This window comes from Janthinobacterium sp. CG3, assembly GCF_000344615.1.
Lineage (GTDB): Bacteria > Pseudomonadota > Gammaproteobacteria > Burkholderiales > Burkholderiaceae_D > Janthinobacterium.
This window is the reverse complement of record NZ_KB467824.1, coordinates 2,452,780-2,467,345: the sequence shown is the minus strand read 5'-3', so window position 1 is coordinate 2,467,345 and position 14,566 is coordinate 2,452,780. Positions and strand designations below refer to the sequence as shown.

At 69.4% G+C, this 14,566-nt stretch carries 14 protein-coding genes; 10 read left to right on the top strand and 4 right to left on the bottom strand.

Features of this window, described 5'->3' with window-relative positions:
• Positions 1-85: 85 nt before the first annotated feature.
• A complete protein-coding gene (locus tag JANGC3_RS29045; protein WP_232429689.1) occupies positions 86-2,785 on the bottom strand; it encodes a PAS domain-containing protein in 2,700 nt (899 codons plus the stop codon).
• Between JANGC3_RS29045 and JANGC3_RS33670 the strand changes: the two genes are divergently transcribed.
• Positions 2,727-3,068: a hypothetical protein gene (locus tag JANGC3_RS33670; protein ID WP_232429688.1), complete on the top strand. Its 342-nt coding sequence runs from the start codon at positions 2,727-2,729 to the stop codon at positions 3,066-3,068. The two genes, JANGC3_RS29045 and JANGC3_RS33670, sit on opposite strands and share 59 nt — an antisense overlap.
• A 301-nt stretch (positions 3,069-3,369) precedes the next feature.
• Here the strand turns inward: JANGC3_RS33670 and JANGC3_RS0110675 are convergent, their stop codons facing one another.
• Entirely contained in the window at positions 3,370-4,266 is an 897-nt protein-coding gene (locus JANGC3_RS0110675; protein WP_017876480.1) for a LysR family transcriptional regulator, read from the bottom strand.
• 132 nt (positions 4,267-4,398) lie between these two features.
• Here JANGC3_RS0110675 and JANGC3_RS0110670 point away from each other — a divergent pair, with 132 nt between their 5' ends.
• Positions 4,399-5,028 (top strand): LysE family translocator, encoded by a 630-nt coding sequence (locus tag JANGC3_RS0110670; RefSeq protein ID WP_026132828.1) that lies wholly within the window; start codon positions 4,399-4,401, stop codon positions 5,026-5,028.
• A 3-nt stretch (positions 5,029-5,031) separates the two neighbouring features.
• On the opposite strand, the gene JANGC3_RS29040 is transcribed toward JANGC3_RS0110670, so the two are convergent.
• Both JANGC3_RS29040 and JANGC3_RS0110660 read right to left on the bottom strand, forming a co-directional pair.
• A complete protein-coding gene (locus JANGC3_RS29040) occupies positions 5,032-5,922 on the bottom strand; it encodes a S41 family peptidase (RefSeq protein ID WP_232429790.1) in 891 nt (296 codons plus the stop codon).
• Positions 5,923-6,039: 117 nt separating this feature from the next.
• Positions 6,040-6,225 (bottom strand): hypothetical protein, encoded by a 186-nt coding sequence (locus JANGC3_RS0110660; RefSeq protein WP_017876477.1) that lies wholly within the window; start codon positions 6,223-6,225, stop codon positions 6,040-6,042.
• A 209-nt stretch (positions 6,226-6,434) separates the two neighbouring features.
• Between JANGC3_RS0110660 and JANGC3_RS0110655 the strand changes: the two genes are divergently transcribed.
• From JANGC3_RS0110655 to crcB, 8 genes are all read left to right on the top strand, one after another.
• Positions 6,435-6,806, top strand: a complete 372-nt coding sequence (locus JANGC3_RS0110655; protein WP_017876476.1) for a YajD family HNH nuclease — start codon at positions 6,435-6,437, stop codon at positions 6,804-6,806.
• Positions 6,807-6,809: 3 nt separating this feature from the next.
• Entirely contained in the window at positions 6,810-8,081 is a 1,272-nt protein-coding gene (locus JANGC3_RS0110650) for a winged helix-turn-helix domain-containing protein (RefSeq protein WP_017876475.1), read from the top strand.
• Complete coding sequence (locus JANGC3_RS0110645) at positions 8,078-9,067, top strand: DUF2804 domain-containing protein (protein ID WP_017876474.1); 990 nt, start codon at positions 8,078-8,080, stop codon at positions 9,065-9,067. The genes JANGC3_RS0110650 and JANGC3_RS0110645 overlap by 4 nt, the downstream gene beginning before the upstream one ends.
• Entirely contained in the window at positions 9,042-9,878 is an 837-nt protein-coding gene (locus tag JANGC3_RS0110640; RefSeq protein ID WP_081611820.1) for a GNAT family N-acetyltransferase, read from the top strand. The genes JANGC3_RS0110645 and JANGC3_RS0110640 overlap by 26 nt, the downstream gene beginning before the upstream one ends.
• 370 nt (positions 9,879-10,248) lie before the next feature.
• Entirely contained in the window at positions 10,249-10,884 is a 636-nt protein-coding gene (locus tag JANGC3_RS29035) for a hypothetical protein (protein ID WP_157406568.1), read from the top strand.
• Positions 10,885-10,989: 105 nt separating this feature from the next.
• Positions 10,990-13,563 (top strand): DUF349 domain-containing protein, encoded by a 2,574-nt coding sequence (locus JANGC3_RS0110630; RefSeq protein ID WP_017876471.1) that lies wholly within the window; start codon positions 10,990-10,992, stop codon positions 13,561-13,563.
• Complete coding sequence (locus JANGC3_RS0110625; protein WP_017876470.1) at positions 13,560-14,018, top strand: molybdenum cofactor biosynthesis protein MoaE; 459 nt, start codon at positions 13,560-13,562, stop codon at positions 14,016-14,018. Before JANGC3_RS0110630 ends, JANGC3_RS0110625 begins: the two co-directional genes overlap by 4 nt.
• Positions 14,015-14,395: a fluoride efflux transporter CrcB gene (gene crcB, locus JANGC3_RS0110620; protein ID WP_026132827.1), complete on the top strand. Its 381-nt coding sequence runs from the start codon at positions 14,015-14,017 to the stop codon at positions 14,393-14,395. The genes JANGC3_RS0110625 and crcB overlap by 4 nt, the downstream gene beginning before the upstream one ends.
• Positions 14,396-14,566 lie beyond the last annotated feature (171 nt).

Sequence of the window (14,566 nt, the reverse complement as noted above, 5' to 3'; positions counted from 1 at the left end):
CGGTGGCGGCTTTCGTCGGCGGCGGCCGGGCGTCGGATTGCGCTGTCGCCCATCCGACCCGCGGACGCGGCGGGGATTGCCCGGCCTACGCCGCCAGCGCGCCGGCGCGGTAGGTGTTGCGGCCGGCCTGCTTGGCCTGGTACAGCAGCACGTCGGCCTGTTTCAGCAGCGCCGCCGGGCTCAGGTCCTCGTTGCGGTAGTAGGCCAGGCCGATGCTCGCCGAGATCGCCACGGTGACGCCGTCCAGCTCGAACGGCGCCTGCATCGCCGTGACGATCTTCGCCGCCAGCACCGAGGCGTCCTCCGGCCGCGCGATCTTCTCCATGATGATGGTGAACTCGTCGCCGCCCAGGCGGGCGATGGTGTCGCTGGCGCGCATGGTGTGCGTCAGGCGCGTCGAAAAGGCCCGCAGCAGGGCGTCGCCGACGCTGTGGCCGTGGGTGTCGTTGACCGGCTTGAAACGGTCGATATCCATATACATCACGGCCATCAGGCTGGCGCCGTCCTGGCCGTCCTGGCATTGCCGCATCGCGTCGCTGAGCTTTTGCAGGAAGCCGGCGCGGTTGGTCAGGCCGGTCAGGGCGTCGACCTGGGCCAGCTTGAGCAGGCGCCGCTTCTCGCGCTTTTGCATCGTGATGTCCTGCCGCATGACGTGGAAGCCGACCACGCCGGCGCTATCCTCGCCCCACTGCGGAATGTAGGTGACCTCGAGGCAGCGCTCGCCGCCCTCGAGCTCGTCGTCCTCCTCGAAGCTGAGCGTCTCGCCGCCCAGCACCCGCGCGATGTGGGGCGCCAGGCGCCGGTAGTGCTCCTCGCCGACGGTGTCGCGCACGCTCTGGCCCAGCACGTGCTGGCCGGTCTGGCTGAATTCGCGCTCGTAGGCGATGTTGTGGAAGCGGTAAACCTGCTCGGCGTCGATGTAGGCGATCATCGCCGGCAGCGTGTCGGCGATGGTGCGCAGGCGCGCCTCGCTCTCGAGCAGCGCCACCTCCGACTCGCGCAGCAGGGTGATGTCGTCGAAGCTGCCGACGTAGCCGGCGACGGCGTCGTCGACCAGGATGGCGGCGATCTTCACCGACAGCCAGGCCGCCTTGCCGTCGCGGTGCAGGCCGCGCAGCGTGGCCTGGAACGGCTGGTGGTTGCGCGCCAGGCGCGCCAGCGCCGCCGCCAGCCTGGCCTGGTCGTCCGGGTGCACCGCCGCGGTCCAGCCCTGGCCCAGCGCGGCGCCGCGCGCCAGCCCGGTGATCGACTCGAAGGGGCGGTTGGCGTAGGTGCACTGGCGCGCCGGGTCCAGGCGCACCAGGCCGAGCGGCGAGGAGTCGGTGACGGCGGCCAGCTCGGCCTGGTTTTCGCGCAGCGCCTGTTCGTGGCGCAGCCGCAGCGAGACGTCCTCGGCGATGGAGAGGATGTATTCGGTCTGGCCGTGCTGGTCGAACAGCGGCATCGACACCGTGTGCAGGTGGCGCAGCGTGCCGTCGGCGCCGCGCAGCGCCTTGGCGGGCAGTTCGATCACGCCGCCCGCGGCCACCAGTTCGCGGTCGCCGGCGTCGTCGCCGTGCAGGCCGAAGCCGGGCGCGAAGGCGTCGGCGCCGTGCTTGCCGATGACCTGGGCGGCGGCGTAGCCGGTGACGCCTTCGGCGGCCTTGTTCCAGATCACCATTTGGCCGAAGGTCTCCGGCCGCGCGCTCTTCACGTACACCAGCACCGGCAGGTGCTCGATCAGCGACTGCAGGAAGGCGCGGTTGTTGCGCGTCTCCAGCTCGTCCTGCTTGCGCGCGCTGATGTCGCGCGTGGTGACGGCGACGCCGTCCTCGATGGCGACGATCTGGTGGTGCAGCCAGTGCTTGGCGCCCGAGCTCAGGCGCACCTCGAACTCGTCCTCGAGCGGTACGCCGCTGTGCAGCACCGTCAGGTACTGGCCGAAAAAGCAGGGCTGGCGCAGGATCGGCACCAACTGGCAGGCCTTGCTGTTGAGTACGTCCGCGCGCGGCTTGCCGAGCATATCGGCGGCGCGCTCGTTGACGTCGGCGAAAATGAAGTCCTCGACCGCGCCGTCGAGCCCGTCGGGGCGCCAGGCCTTGAGCAGGAACACCGCGTCCAGGCTGCCCTGGGCGGCCGCGCGCAGCATCGACTGCGCCTCGCTGGCGGCGCGCATGCTGCTGCGCAGGCGCAGGCTTTGCCGCATCAGCGTGGCGACCACGGCGACGATCAGCAGCGTGGCGACGCTGGCCGCGCCGAAATACACGTTGCGGCGCTGGCCGAAATTGGCCATCGCCACCTGCTGCGAGATGCCGACCACCGCCAGCAGCGCGTAGCGCGGCATGTCGCGGAAGCTGTAGATGCGCGTGACCTGGTCGAACGGCTGGCGGATCAGCAGCTGCTCGGGCGGAGACGCTGGCCCGGCCGGCGCGACGAAGTCGATCCTGTCGCTCAGGATCAGCTGTTCGCCGGCGCGCCCGACCGACAGGCCGGTGTCGCGCGTGAGCAGCAGCAGGGCGCCGGCGGCGTCGACGTTGAGGCGGTCGTAGTCGTCGACGAAGTAGCTGGGGTCGATCATGACGACGACCACGCCGGCGAAGCGGCCGGCGGCGTCGTTGAGGCGGCGCGAGCTGCGGATCAGCCATTTTTTCGTACTCGCTTCCAGCACCGGCGTGCCGAACAGCGGCGTGTCGGACGGGTTGGCCGCGTGCGCCTTGAAAAAATCCGCGTCGGCTACGGCGCCCGGCATGAAGGCGTTGACGCTGTCGACGACGGCGCCGTCGGCGCCGATCAGGGCGATCGGCAAATCCAGTTTCGACGGCAGCACGCTGTCGAGCAGTCCGCCGCGGCGGGTGAACTCGTTGAGCGCGCAGCGCGCCGCCGCTCTCCTCGAATTTCAATTTGAACAACTGGGTGGCGTGGTCGGTCTGGCGCAGGATGTGGCTGGTGTGGTCGGCCAGCGTGCGCGCCAGCGACTGGCTGGTGGCGACCGCCTCGCGCAGCGCGCCGGCGCGCTCCTGCCCGACCTGGTAGCTGACCGCGCCCCACATCGCCAACAACAGGGCCAGGGCGAAGACGGGCAGCAGTAGCACCCGATACAATCGGCTCAGCGAACGTTGCACGGTTCTAGGCGAAGAGATCAATTGGGCGCTGCCACCAGGGTCGTTGAACGGGCGAACATGCCGCACAGCAGAACCGCGCGCGGCGCCGTCGACATGTTTCTATTCTGCACCTATTTGCCGGGCCTGGGGCCGGCCACCGAAAAAATATCGCGCCGCGGCGCCACGCCGCGCTACCGTTGGACGGGGCGCGGACGCCGTTCAGCCAGCGGGCCGGCGGCGCTAGAAACCAGGCAAAAGCAAGGAGCCGGGGTCGGACCCTTGGTGTGAGCTATTTCAACGTCGCCGGCGCCCCGAAGCGCGCCACCACGAACTCGATAAAGGTGGTCAGCTTCGGCGTCGACTGCCGGTCGCGCGGATACAGCAGGTGCATCGGCCGCGCCGGCGGGACGAATTGCGCCAGCAGCGGCACCAGGCGGCCGCGTTGGATCTGCTCGGCCAGCACGATTTCGGGCTGCATGACGATGCCGAAGCCGGCCAGCGCGGCCTGCATCAGCGCATGCCCGTTGTTGGAGCGGAAGCGGCTGGCCGGCAGCGCCGGCGCCGCCTCGGACGGCTCCAGGCGCCAGCGCACCAGGCGCCGCCAATGCAGGAAGTCGAGGCACTGGTGGCGCGCCAGATCGGCCGGCGTCAGCGGCGTGCCGAAGCGCGCCAGATAATCGGGCGAGGCGCAGATGGCGTGCTTGAAGGGGCGCAGCGGCCGCGCCACCATGCTCGAGTCGTCCAGCGGCCCGACGCGGATGGCCGCGTCCAAGCCCTCCTCGACGAGGTCGGAATTGCGGTTGCTCAGGTTCAGGTCCAGGTTGACCTCGGGGTACTGGTCCAGGTAGGCCGTCATCGCCGGCGCCAGGCATTCGCTGCCGAAGGCCACCGGCGCGCTGACCTTGAGCGTGCCGCGCGCGGTGGCGCGCATCGCCTGGGCGCCGGAGTCGGCGACGCGGATCTGCGCCAGGATCTGCCGGCAATGCTCGCAATACAGCTCGCCGATCTCGGTCAGGCTCTGGCGCCGGGTGGTGCGGTTCAACAGGCGCGCGCCCAGTTGCTGCTCCAGCGCGGCGATGTGCTTGCTGACCATCACCGTCGACATGTCCAGCGCCCGCCCGACCGCCGTGAAACTGCCGGCGTCAACCACGCCGACAAACACTTCCATACCGCGCAGCTTGTCCATGATTGTTAAGTCTGGGTTAATAATGTTCTAAATCATAGCCCATTTATCAAAGAGGGGAAGCCAACGATACTGGTGGCGAGCCCTTGCCGGCGCGGCCCCACAGCCCTCCACCCCTATTTCGAAATGCATATCATGACAATGTCCACCTGGCTCGTGTTTCTACTCGCTTCGCTCGTCACCACCTTCAGCCCCGGCCCCGGCGTCCTGCTGGCGATCTCGACGTCGGCCTCTGTCGGCGTGCGGCGCACCGCATACAGCAGCGCCGGCAACGCGCTGGGCGTGGTCGTCGTCGCGACGACCGCCGCCGCCGGCGTGGGCATGCTGTTGCAGACCTCGGCCGTCGCGTTTGCCGCGTTGAAGGCGCTCGGCGCCGGCTACCTGGTCTATCTCGGCGTGCGCCAATGGCGCCGCCGCGCCGCGCCGCTCCAGCCTGCCGCCGCCGGGGCCGCAACCGTCGCCACGCGCCGCGGCTTGTTTCTGCGCGGCCTGCTGGTAGCGCTCACCAATCCCAAGTCCATCCTGTTTTTCAGTGCCGTCTTCCCGCAGTTCATGCACGATAACGAGCCGGCCTTGTTCGCCCTCCTGATCAGCACCTTCGTCGCCTGCACCTTGCTGTCGCACCTGTGCTACGCGCTGTTGGCCCGCGCCATCGGCAAACGGGCGATGGGCGCGTCGCGCGCGCGCCTGGCCAACCGCGCCGGTGGCGCCGTGTTCATCGGCCTCGGCTGCTCGCTGCTGGGCTTGTCGGCGCGGCCGGCGTAAACGCTAGCGCTTGGCCAGCGCGATGAGCCGCTCCAGCGCCGCGTCGTGGCCGCCAAACAGGCTGGCGGGATCGCCGGCGGAAAAGACCGGCAGGGCGAGCTTGGGCGGAACGCCGCGGCCCTCATATAGATTGCCCCTCGGGTCAATATAGCTTTCGTTGGAGAGCGACACCACGAAATTGCCGGGCAAGGACTTGAGCAGCTTGTTTGACATCGAGCCGCTGGTGGGCTGGCCGACCTGGGTCACGTTCGGAAGCTCGCGCATCATCAGCGCCAGCGTGTCGCCGGCGCTGACGGTACGGTCGGTGGTCAGCAGATACACCGGCTTGCGGTACTGCGCGCCGCCTTTCGGCTCGACAAACCACTCGCTGGGCGTGCGCCCTTGCGGCCGGCGTTGCCGGACCGTGAAGGCGGGGCGGCGGTCGGCAAAGCTGCCGGCGATTTCGGCGCTCACCAGGTCGTAGCCGCCATCGTTGATGGCGACATCGACGATGACGGCCTTGGTGTTGGCCAGCCCGGCGATGGCGCGGTCCATTTCGGCGCGTATCGCCGCCAGATCGGTGGCCGTATCGGCGTTATCGCTGAACTCGCCCATTCTCGAGATGCCGATATAGCCGATGTTTCCGGCCAGTTGGCCCCAGACCATCGCGCCGTTCAGCACGCGGCCCTGGCTGCCGCCGCTCAAACGTTTCTGCACGCCGTCCTGCATGTGGGCGCGCAACGCCGACTCGAATTTCCCGTAGCTGCCGACCTCGTCCTGCGCGTCGTACGCCTGTTTCAGCATGGTTAATGTGGGTGCGCCGGACGCCTCGACGTAAAACACCGGTTGTGCCCCGTCGAAACGGGCGAGCGCCACATGCTCGTCGTTGAAGCCCTGGACCGCCTCGACCAGCACCGCCTGCAACGCCAGCTCGTCGGCGGCAAGCGCGGCCTTCGGCGCCAGCGCCGCATAGCGCGCGGCCCAATCGATATGGCGCTCCTTGAAGGAGGCGTAATCCAGGTCGAAGATGTCCTACATGGTCTTGAACGTGGTCGCCGGATTGGCCGGCGGCGTGGCGCGGCAGTTGGCCGGGATCTGCGCCAATTGCACCAGGGTGTAGGCGGAAGGCGCCTTCGGCACCGCATACAGCTCCAGCTTGACGCCATCCGACGCCGTCGTGTGCTTGTACGGTCTTTTCGCTGGTGCGAGGCACTGCAAGCGCGGCCAGCGCGGCGCTGCGTCGGCGTAAACGCTGTCAATATGGCCGTTGTCGCATCGGCAATCTAAACGCGACAGCTTTTTTGCATACTTGTGCCTTCATAATGAAGGCAGTATCCCCAATAGCTTCAAATATTCGCTTATTCTATGCATGTTCCGGGTTCTGGCCGGATCGAAGCAACGTTAATCAAGCTCAATTGAAGGCTGTCATGCAAAGCAAAAAGCCGGATGCGGCAAAACTGGACAAGATCGTCGCCGACGCGCGCCGCGCCGCCGACCTGCGCGAGGGCGGCTACCGCGAGCGCTCGCTGAAGATGTACCCGTGGATCTGCGGGCGCTGCATGCGCGAGTTCACCCGCGCCAACGTGCAGCAACTGACGGTGCACCACCGCGACCACAACCACGACAACAACCCGCCCGACGGCAGCAACTGGGAGTTGCTGTGCCTGTATTGCCACGACAACGAGCACTCGCGCTACCTGGAAGCAGACCGCGGCGCCGGGCTAAAATCGGCCGAGGTGGCGCCGGCCACGCACAATCCCTTCGCCGCGCTGGCCGGCCTGATCAAGAAGAAGGAGTAGGCCTTGGCCGAACTGACGCTGTCGCTGGCGGCGGCGCGCGCGCTGCACCTGGCCGCCCAGGGTCTGGCGCAGCCGCGCCGCAAAAAGGCCGTCAAGGCCGACCTGCTGGCGGCGATCCGCCAGATGGGCGTGCTGCAGATCGACACCATCCACGTGGTCGCGCGCAGCCCCTACCTGGTGCTGTGGAGCCGCCTGGGCGACTATCCGCAGCCGTGGCTGGAGCAGTTGCTGGGCGAGGGCGCGCTGTTCGAATACTGGGCCCACGAGGCGTGCTTCGTGCCGGTCGAGGACTACGGCCTGTACCGCCACCGCATGCTCGACCCGGCGGCGATGGGCTGGAAGTATTCGGTCAAGTGGATGAACGAACGGCGCGCCGACGTCGACGCCGTGCTCGAACACATTCGCGCCCACGGCGCCACCCGCTCGGCCGACTTCGAGCGCAGCGACGGCAAGGGTGGCGCCTGGTGGGGCTGGAAGCCGGAGAAGCGCTCGCTCGAAGTGTTGTTTACCTCCGGCGTGCTGATGATCGCGCGGCGCCACAACTTCCAGCGCTACTACGACCTGGCCGAGCGCGTGCTGCCCGGCTGGCACGACGAACGGATGCCGTCGATGGCGGCGAGCGGGCGCGCGCTGGCGCTGCAAAGCGTCAAGGCGCTGGGCCTGGCGAAGGCGTCCTGGATCGCCGACTACTTCCGCACCAAGGGCGCGCGCCCCGACCTCGACGCGCTGGTGGCGGAGGGCGCGCTGCTGCGCGCCCGGGTCGAGGGCTGGGAGCAGCCGGTCTACCTGCACCCGGACCACCTGGCGCTGGCCGAAAGCGCCGCCGCCGGCGCGCTGGCGTCGAGCGTGACGACGATCCTGTCGCCGTTCGACCCGGTGGTGTGGGACCGCCGCCGCGCGCTCGAGCTGTTCGGCTTCGACTACCGGCTGGAGTGCTACACGCCGGCCGAGAAGCGTCGCTACGGCTATTTCACGCTGCCGATCCTACGCCGCGGCGCGCTGGTTGGGCGGGTCGACGCCAAGGCGCACCGCGGCGACGGCGTTTTCGAGCTGAAGTCGCTGGCGCTGGAGCCTGGCGTGCGCCTGAGCGCGCGCTTCACCGCCGACGTGGCCGGCGCGCTGCAACGCCTGGCCAACTGGCACGGCTGCCCGCGCGTGCGCGTCACGCAGACGCTGCCGGACGCTTTCGCGGCGGCCCTGCGCGCCGCGCTCAACGCCGCCGATGTCGATGTCGGCGCCGTCCCGCTCAACCTTGATTCGGAAGCCACCGCATGATGCTGCCCGCCGCGCCGGAAAACATCCTCACGGCCGACGGCCAGCCCAAATTCGGCCGCTACGCCGGCCATGTCGGGCATTTCGACTGGCACGAGCTGGCGCCGCCGCACGCGCGCGGGCGCTGGTGGCGGCGCTTCCACCACAAGCGCTGGCACTACGTCGCGCTGGCCACGCCGGAGCTGTTCTGCGGCGTCGCCATCGTCGACGTCGGCTGGACCAACACCGCCTTCGCCTACGCCTTCGACCGGCGCGAGCGGCGCATCGTCGCCGAGTTCTCGCAGGACGGCGTGCCCGGCCTGAGCGCCAGCGTGGCGGCGCACGCGGACGGCGCCAGCCGCTTCCGCTTCCTGTCCAGGCACATCAGCATCGCCTGCGTCGGGCAGCGCCTGTACCGGCTCAAGCTGGCCGGCGCCGGCCTGGCGATCGAGGCCGAGTTCGGCCCCGACCTGATGCCGCTGCTGCTGGCGTTCGGGCCGGCCGCCGGCGGCTCGGTGCACGCCACCCAGAAGTCGACCGGCTTGCCGCTGTGGGGCGAGGCGCGCTGCGGCGCGGCGCGCTACAAGCTGGACGGCGGCGTCGCCAGCTTCGACTACTCGAACGGCCTGCTGGCGCGCCACACCGCCTGGCGCTGGGCCTCGGCGCACAGCCTGGATGTTGGCTTCAACCTGCAGGCCGGCTACTTCGGCGCCAACGAGAACGCGCTGTGGCTGGACGGCCAGCTGTTCGCGCTGGGCGCCGCGCATTTCAACTTCAACCCGGCCGCGCCGCTGGCGCCGTGGCACATCTACACCGACGACGGCCTGCTCGAGCTGCACTTCAAGCCCGAGGGCGCGCGCGCCGAAGACAAGAATTTGTTGATCGCGGCAAGCCGCTACGTGCAGCCGATCGGCACCTTCAGCGGCTGGGTGCGGGCCAGCCTGGACGCGCCCAAGCGCATCGTCTCGCAACTGGTCGGCGTGACTGAGGACCACGAGTCTCGCTGGTAGGGGGGAGGCGTGGGGTTGGCGCGTCGCAGGCGGCGCCCGGCCCGGAAAAATCGCCTTCGTGTCGCAGTCCGGCGCGCTCGTCGCCGGCGTGCTGGACTGGGCCAGCGCGCACGGCATCGGTTTCTCCAAGTTCGTCTCGCTGGGCGGCGCCGCCGACGTGCCCGAGCTGGCCGAACTCGACATCAACCCGCTGCTGGCCTACGCCAACGGCGTGATCGCCCTCGACGCCCGCATCCGCCTGCAACCGGGCGGGCGCGCCGACCGCCTGGCGATCCGCCCCTACCCGGCCGAGCTGGAGCAGCGATTGCAGTGGCAGGGCGGGGCCCTGACGCTGCGCCCGATCCGCCCGGAGGACGCGCCGGCGCACCTGGCGTTTTTCAAGCGGCTCGACCCGGAGGACGTGCGCCTGCGCTTCTTCACCGCCGTCAGCGAGCTGGCGCCAGCCCAGCTGGCGCGCCTGACGCAGATCGACTACGACCGCGCAATGGTCTTCATCGCCACCCGCGCCGGGCCGGACGGCGCGCCGGAGACGCTAGGCGTGGTGCGCGCGGTGGCCGACCCGGACAACGTCGGCGCTGATTTCGCGATTGCGGTGCGATCGGACTTGAAAGGGCGCGGACTTGGGTCTATTCTGTTTGGCAAGCTGATCGATTACTGCGGCAGCCGCGGCACCGTGCAACTGCGCGGCGAAGCGCTGGCCCAGAACGACGGCATGCAGCAGCTGGTGCGGCGCTTTGGCGGCGAGGTGCACGCCTCGTCCGACCCCGGCACCGTCAATCTGCTATTGAAACTGCAAGCGCAAGAAGAGTAATATTGCCCAAAACGTGGCAAATAAACCACACTCCGGTACGGCGCAACCTCGGCCCTCATACCGCTCGGTGAAGGATGTTCGCAGGTCGGCTTAGCCGGAACGGCGTACCCCGACTGGCGCCGGCGGCGCGGCGTCGCGGATTGCGCTTGGCTATCCGACCTACGCAAGCTTGGCCCCGTCCAGCGCCGCACGATTCACTGGCCGTGGTTTGTTTGATATCAAATTCACCGTAGTCAGCTTTACTTATACTTTCCATTCCGGGTTTCGACGCACGTGCCGCACTTGCGTCGAAGCCGCGAATCACCCACCCCTGCCGCCCCCGCGGCAGCCGGTTTGCTTGGGAGTAAGAATGTTAACGGCTACATATACTTTGGTTGCTTTATCGGTGGAACAGGCCAGCGTGCGCGTCAGCCTGCAGTCGTTTCAACACTATGTGCAAGCCAATCTGCGGCACCAAAACAGCATCAGCCTGGCGCAGTTGCAATACGCCTGCGATTGCCTGAACCGCCTGTACCAGGCCTGCCACTGGCGCAAAATCGAAATGTACCTGATCCCGGCGCTGCGCCAGGCCACCGAACAGGCCGACCGCCTGCTCGACGAATTGAGCACGCTCAACAACGCCGCGCTCGACATCGTCAAGGCGATGCAGGCGCGCGCCGGCAGCATGACGGCCAACAACGACGAGCACGTGGCGCAGTTGTGCGCCAGCATGGACGCCTTTTGCACCGCGCTGCTGCAGCGGCTCGAACGCGAGGAGCGCGAACTGTTCGGCATCGCCCGCAGCGCCATCTGCGGCGAAGCCTGGTTCAGCATCGCCAACCAGTTCCTGCTGCACGACGCGCGGGTGGTCGAAACGCGGCGCGCCAAAGCCCCCGTGTTCGAACTGCCGTTGCCGCCGCAGCCGGCCGGCGCCGACGAGCAGTCGCGCTTCGAGCCGCCCGAGGCGCTGGCGGCGCTGCCTTTGCCGCGCCGCGCCCACGCGCTCAAGCGCGCCGCCGCCGAATAAAATTGGCCCGCAACCCGCCTTTCAACGCGCGCCGCGGCGGTTTGGCTCCGTGCCACGTGCGCGGCTTTGTTATGATGGCGGTTTTGATCCATTCAAAACACGCCCATGTTCGATTTCCTCTTTAAGCGCTCCGCTAGCAAACCGTCCGAACCGCAGCCTGTCGTGGCCGTGCCCGCCGCCGCGGCCCAGGCCGCCTCGCGGCGCGCCGAGCAGGTGGCCGCGGCCCAGGCCCTGGCCGGCGACGAGGCGGCGGCCGTCGCCCTCATCCTGGGCGGCGACTACGCCGACGCGCGCCTGATCGCCGCCGAGCATGTGCGCAGCCAGGGCGCGCTGGAACAAGTCCACCAGGCGATGCGCAACACCGACCGCCGCGTGGCCAAGCTGATGCAGGGGCGCCTGGACCTGATCCGCCACGAGCAGGCCGAACAGCAAAAAGCCCGCAACGCCATCGACCACGCCCAGCGCCTGCTGCGCGACGCGCAACTGAGCCCGAACCAGGTGGCCGAGCTGGACCGCCAATGGCTGGTCATCAAGGCCGCGCCGGCGCTGGCCGATGAGTTTTCCGCCGCCCGCGCCGCGCTGGGGCAGCGCCTGGAGGCGCAAGTGTCGCTGCAACGCGCCGCCATCGACGCGCTCGCCGAGCTGCGGCAACTGCCGGCGGCCGCGCTGGCCGCCGACCAGGCCGCCGCCGCGCTCGAGCGCATCGCCGCCGCGCACGCCGCGCGCGCCGCCGCCGCCGACTACGCGTCGCTGCCGAAGCACCTGCACGGCGACTTCGCCGACGCGATGGCGCAAGCCCAGAGCGCCGTTGTCGCGCTGACGCAACACCAGGCCGCCTACGACGCGCGCCAGGCGGCGCTGGCCGACTGGCAGGCGCAGGACGCCGCCGGCCTGAACCTGGACGAACTCAAGCGCGTTTGGCAAGCCTTGCCGCGCCTGCCGGCCAACGAGCTGGCCGCCGGGCTGCAGCAGCAATTCGACGCGCTCGCCGCCAGCGTGCCGGCGCCGCAACAACCGCTGCGCGAAGAGCGCCCGGTAAAGGCCGCGCGGGAGGCGCGCCCGGCCGCGCCGGCCAAGGACGCCGACCAGCACTTCCTGGCCGCGCTCGACGGCATGGAGGCGGCCTTGCAACAGGGCTTGCTGCAGCAAGCCTCCGAGCACGACAAGGTCCTGCGCGATAGCAAGTCCGGTCGCCTGACGCCGGCCCAGTCCGAACGCCTGGCCCATGTGCGCGCCGAATTCAAACGCCTGGCCGACTGGGCCCGCTGGGGCGGCAACGTCTCGCGCGAGGAACTGGTCAAGGCGGCCGAGGACATGCCGGCGCAGGAACTGGCGATGGCCGAACTGGCCAAGAAGGTCGGCAGCCTGCGCGAGCGCTGGAAGTCGCTCGACACCTTGTCCGGCCACGCGCCGAAATCGCTGTGGGAGCGTTTCGACGCCGCCTGCTCGCTGGCCTACGCGCCGGCCGCCCTGCATTTCAAACAACTCGCCGACGAGCGCCACGCTAACGCCGCCAAGGCGCAGGAACTGATCGCCGAAACGCAGGCGCTGGCCGCCGCCCAGAGCGACGACTGGAAGCAGATCGCCGCCGCCGGGCAGCGGCTGCGCTTGTCGTGGAGCCGCCTCGGCACCATCGACCGCAAGGAAAAGAAGCGCCTCGACGGCGAATTCGGCCTGGCGCTGGACGCGCTGGCGGCGCCGCTGGCCGAGCAGCGGCAGATTGAAACGGCGCGGCGCGAGCAGCTCATCGTCGAAGTCGGCCTGCTGAAACCGATGGAGCGCAACACCGTCGACATGCTGCGCGCGCTGCAGGACAAGTGGCAGGAGCTGGCCAAGGCGCTGCCGCTGGAGCGGCGCGCCGAGCAGGCGCTGTGGCAGCGTTTCCGCGCCGCCTGCGACGAGGTCTTCGCCAAGCGCAAGGAAACCGCGCACGCCGCCGACCACGAGCGGCGCGAGCACCTGCACGCCAAGGAAGCCGTCTGCGCCGTCCTTGAAACGGCCGTGATCCCCGACGGCGGCGACGACAAGAGCCGCGCCGCCGCCATCGCCGCCGTGCTGCGCGGGGCGCGCGACGCCTGGCAGCACGCCGGCCCGGTGCCGCGCGCCAGCGAACAGAAGATCGAGCAGCGCTACCACGCCGCGGTGGCCACGGTGCAGGCCCAGGCCGACGCCATCGCCCAGCGCGCCGGCGCGGCCCAGGCCAACGCCCTGCGCGACAAGCTGCGCCTGTGCCAGGCGCTGGAAAACGCCGTGGCCGCGGAAGAGGGCGGCCCGGACGGCGCCGAATGGGACGCCCGCTGGCAGGCGCTGGCGCCGCTGGAGGCGCCGTTCGAACGCGGCCTGCAGGCGCGTTTCGGCGCCGCCCGCCAGGCGCTCGACGGTGGGCGCGCGGCCTACGCCGCCGTGCTCGAATCGCAGCGCGCCACCTTGTTGGAAGAGGTGCTGCGGCTGGAGATCGTGGCCGGCGTCGACAGCGGCGCCGGGTTCGCGCGCGAGCGCCTGAAGATGCAGGTCGAGGTGCTGCAATCGTCGCTGAAGTCGGGCCAGAAGCCGATGACGCAGGCGTCGCAACTGCTGCAGCTGTGCGCGATCCCGGCGCTGGCCGACGAGCGCACCGCCAACCGCATCGAAGTGCTGCTGCGGCGTATCGGCGGCGCCGCCGCCAGGGACGGCAAATGAGCCGCGTGCGGGTGCAGACCGGGGACTTCGACCTGAGCGCCGAAGTGGCGCGCCTGCGCGCCGCCAACCCGAAGGTCGGCGCGGTGGTCAGCTTCGTCGGCACGGTGCGCGACCTGAACGAGGGCGCGGCCGTCGCCGAGATGGAGCTGGAACACTACCCGGGCATGACCGAACAGTCGATCGAGGCCATCATCGAGCAGGCGATGCGGCGCTGGCCGCTGTTCGACGCGCTGGTCATCCACCGCGTCGGCCCGCTCAAGCCGATGGAGCAGATCGTGCTGGTGCTGACCACGGCGGCGCACCGCGGCGTGGCCTTCGCCGCCTGCGAGTACATCATCGACTACCTGAAAACCGAGGCGCCGTTCTGGAAGAAGGAACAAACCCCCGACGGCGCGCGCTGGGTCGACGCCCGCGTGAGCGACGAGGCGGCGTTGTCGAAGTGGGCCCGGGCTTGAACTGGCTCGCGGTCGGCGCCGGCGCGGCGCTGGGCGCGTGGCTGCGCTGGGGCGTGTCGGTGGGGCTGGCGAATATGCACTCGCGCCTGGTGCTGGCCACGCTGGCCGTCAACTGGGGCGGCGGCTACCTGGTCGGCGTCGCCATCGCCTTCTTCTCCAGCCACCCGGCGCTGCCGCCGGCGTGGCGGCTGTTCGTCATCACCGGTTTCCTCGGCGGCCTGACCACCTTCTCGACCTTCTCCGGCGAAGCGATGGCCTACCTGCAGCGCGGCGAATACGGCTGGGCCTTCGGCCACAGCGCGCTGCACCTGCTCGGCTCGATCGGCTGCTGCATCCTCGGCGTCGCCACCTGGCGCGCGCTGGCCGCCGGCGCCTGATTGTCGTCGGCCGGGTTAGCCCGCCAAAGCTTAAACCCGACTGGCGTCGGCAGCGGCTAGGCGTCGGGTTACGCTGTGCTAGTCCGACCTACGGAAGCTTCACTTGACGGCATTACCGCCGCTCTCTAGCGCCCGCCTAGTTCTTATGGCGTATGCCGCCACACTTGAAAA

Coding starts and splice junctions, on each gene's coding strand:
- JANGC3_RS0110670 (WP_026132828.1), top strand. CDS start 4,399: ATGACAATGTCCACCTGGCTCGTGTTTCTACTCGCTTCGCTCGTCACC.
- JANGC3_RS0110630 (WP_017876471.1), top strand. CDS start 10,990: ATGTTCGATTTCCTCTTTAAGCGCTCCGCTAGCAAACCGTCCGAACCG.
- JANGC3_RS33670 (WP_232429688.1), top strand. CDS start 2,727: ATGAAGGCGTTGACGCTGTCGACGACGGCGCCGTCGGCGCCGATCAGG.
- JANGC3_RS0110625 (WP_017876470.1), top strand. CDS start 13,560: ATGAGCCGCGTGCGGGTGCAGACCGGGGACTTCGACCTGAGCGCCGAA.
- JANGC3_RS0110655 (WP_017876476.1), top strand. CDS start 6,435: ATGCAAAGCAAAAAGCCGGATGCGGCAAAACTGGACAAGATCGTCGCC.
- JANGC3_RS0110675 (WP_017876480.1), bottom strand. CDS start 4,266: ATGGACAAGCTGCGCGGTATGGAAGTGTTTGTCGGCGTGGTTGACGCC.
- JANGC3_RS0110645 (WP_017876474.1), top strand. CDS start 8,078: ATGATGCTGCCCGCCGCGCCGGAAAACATCCTCACGGCCGACGGCCAG.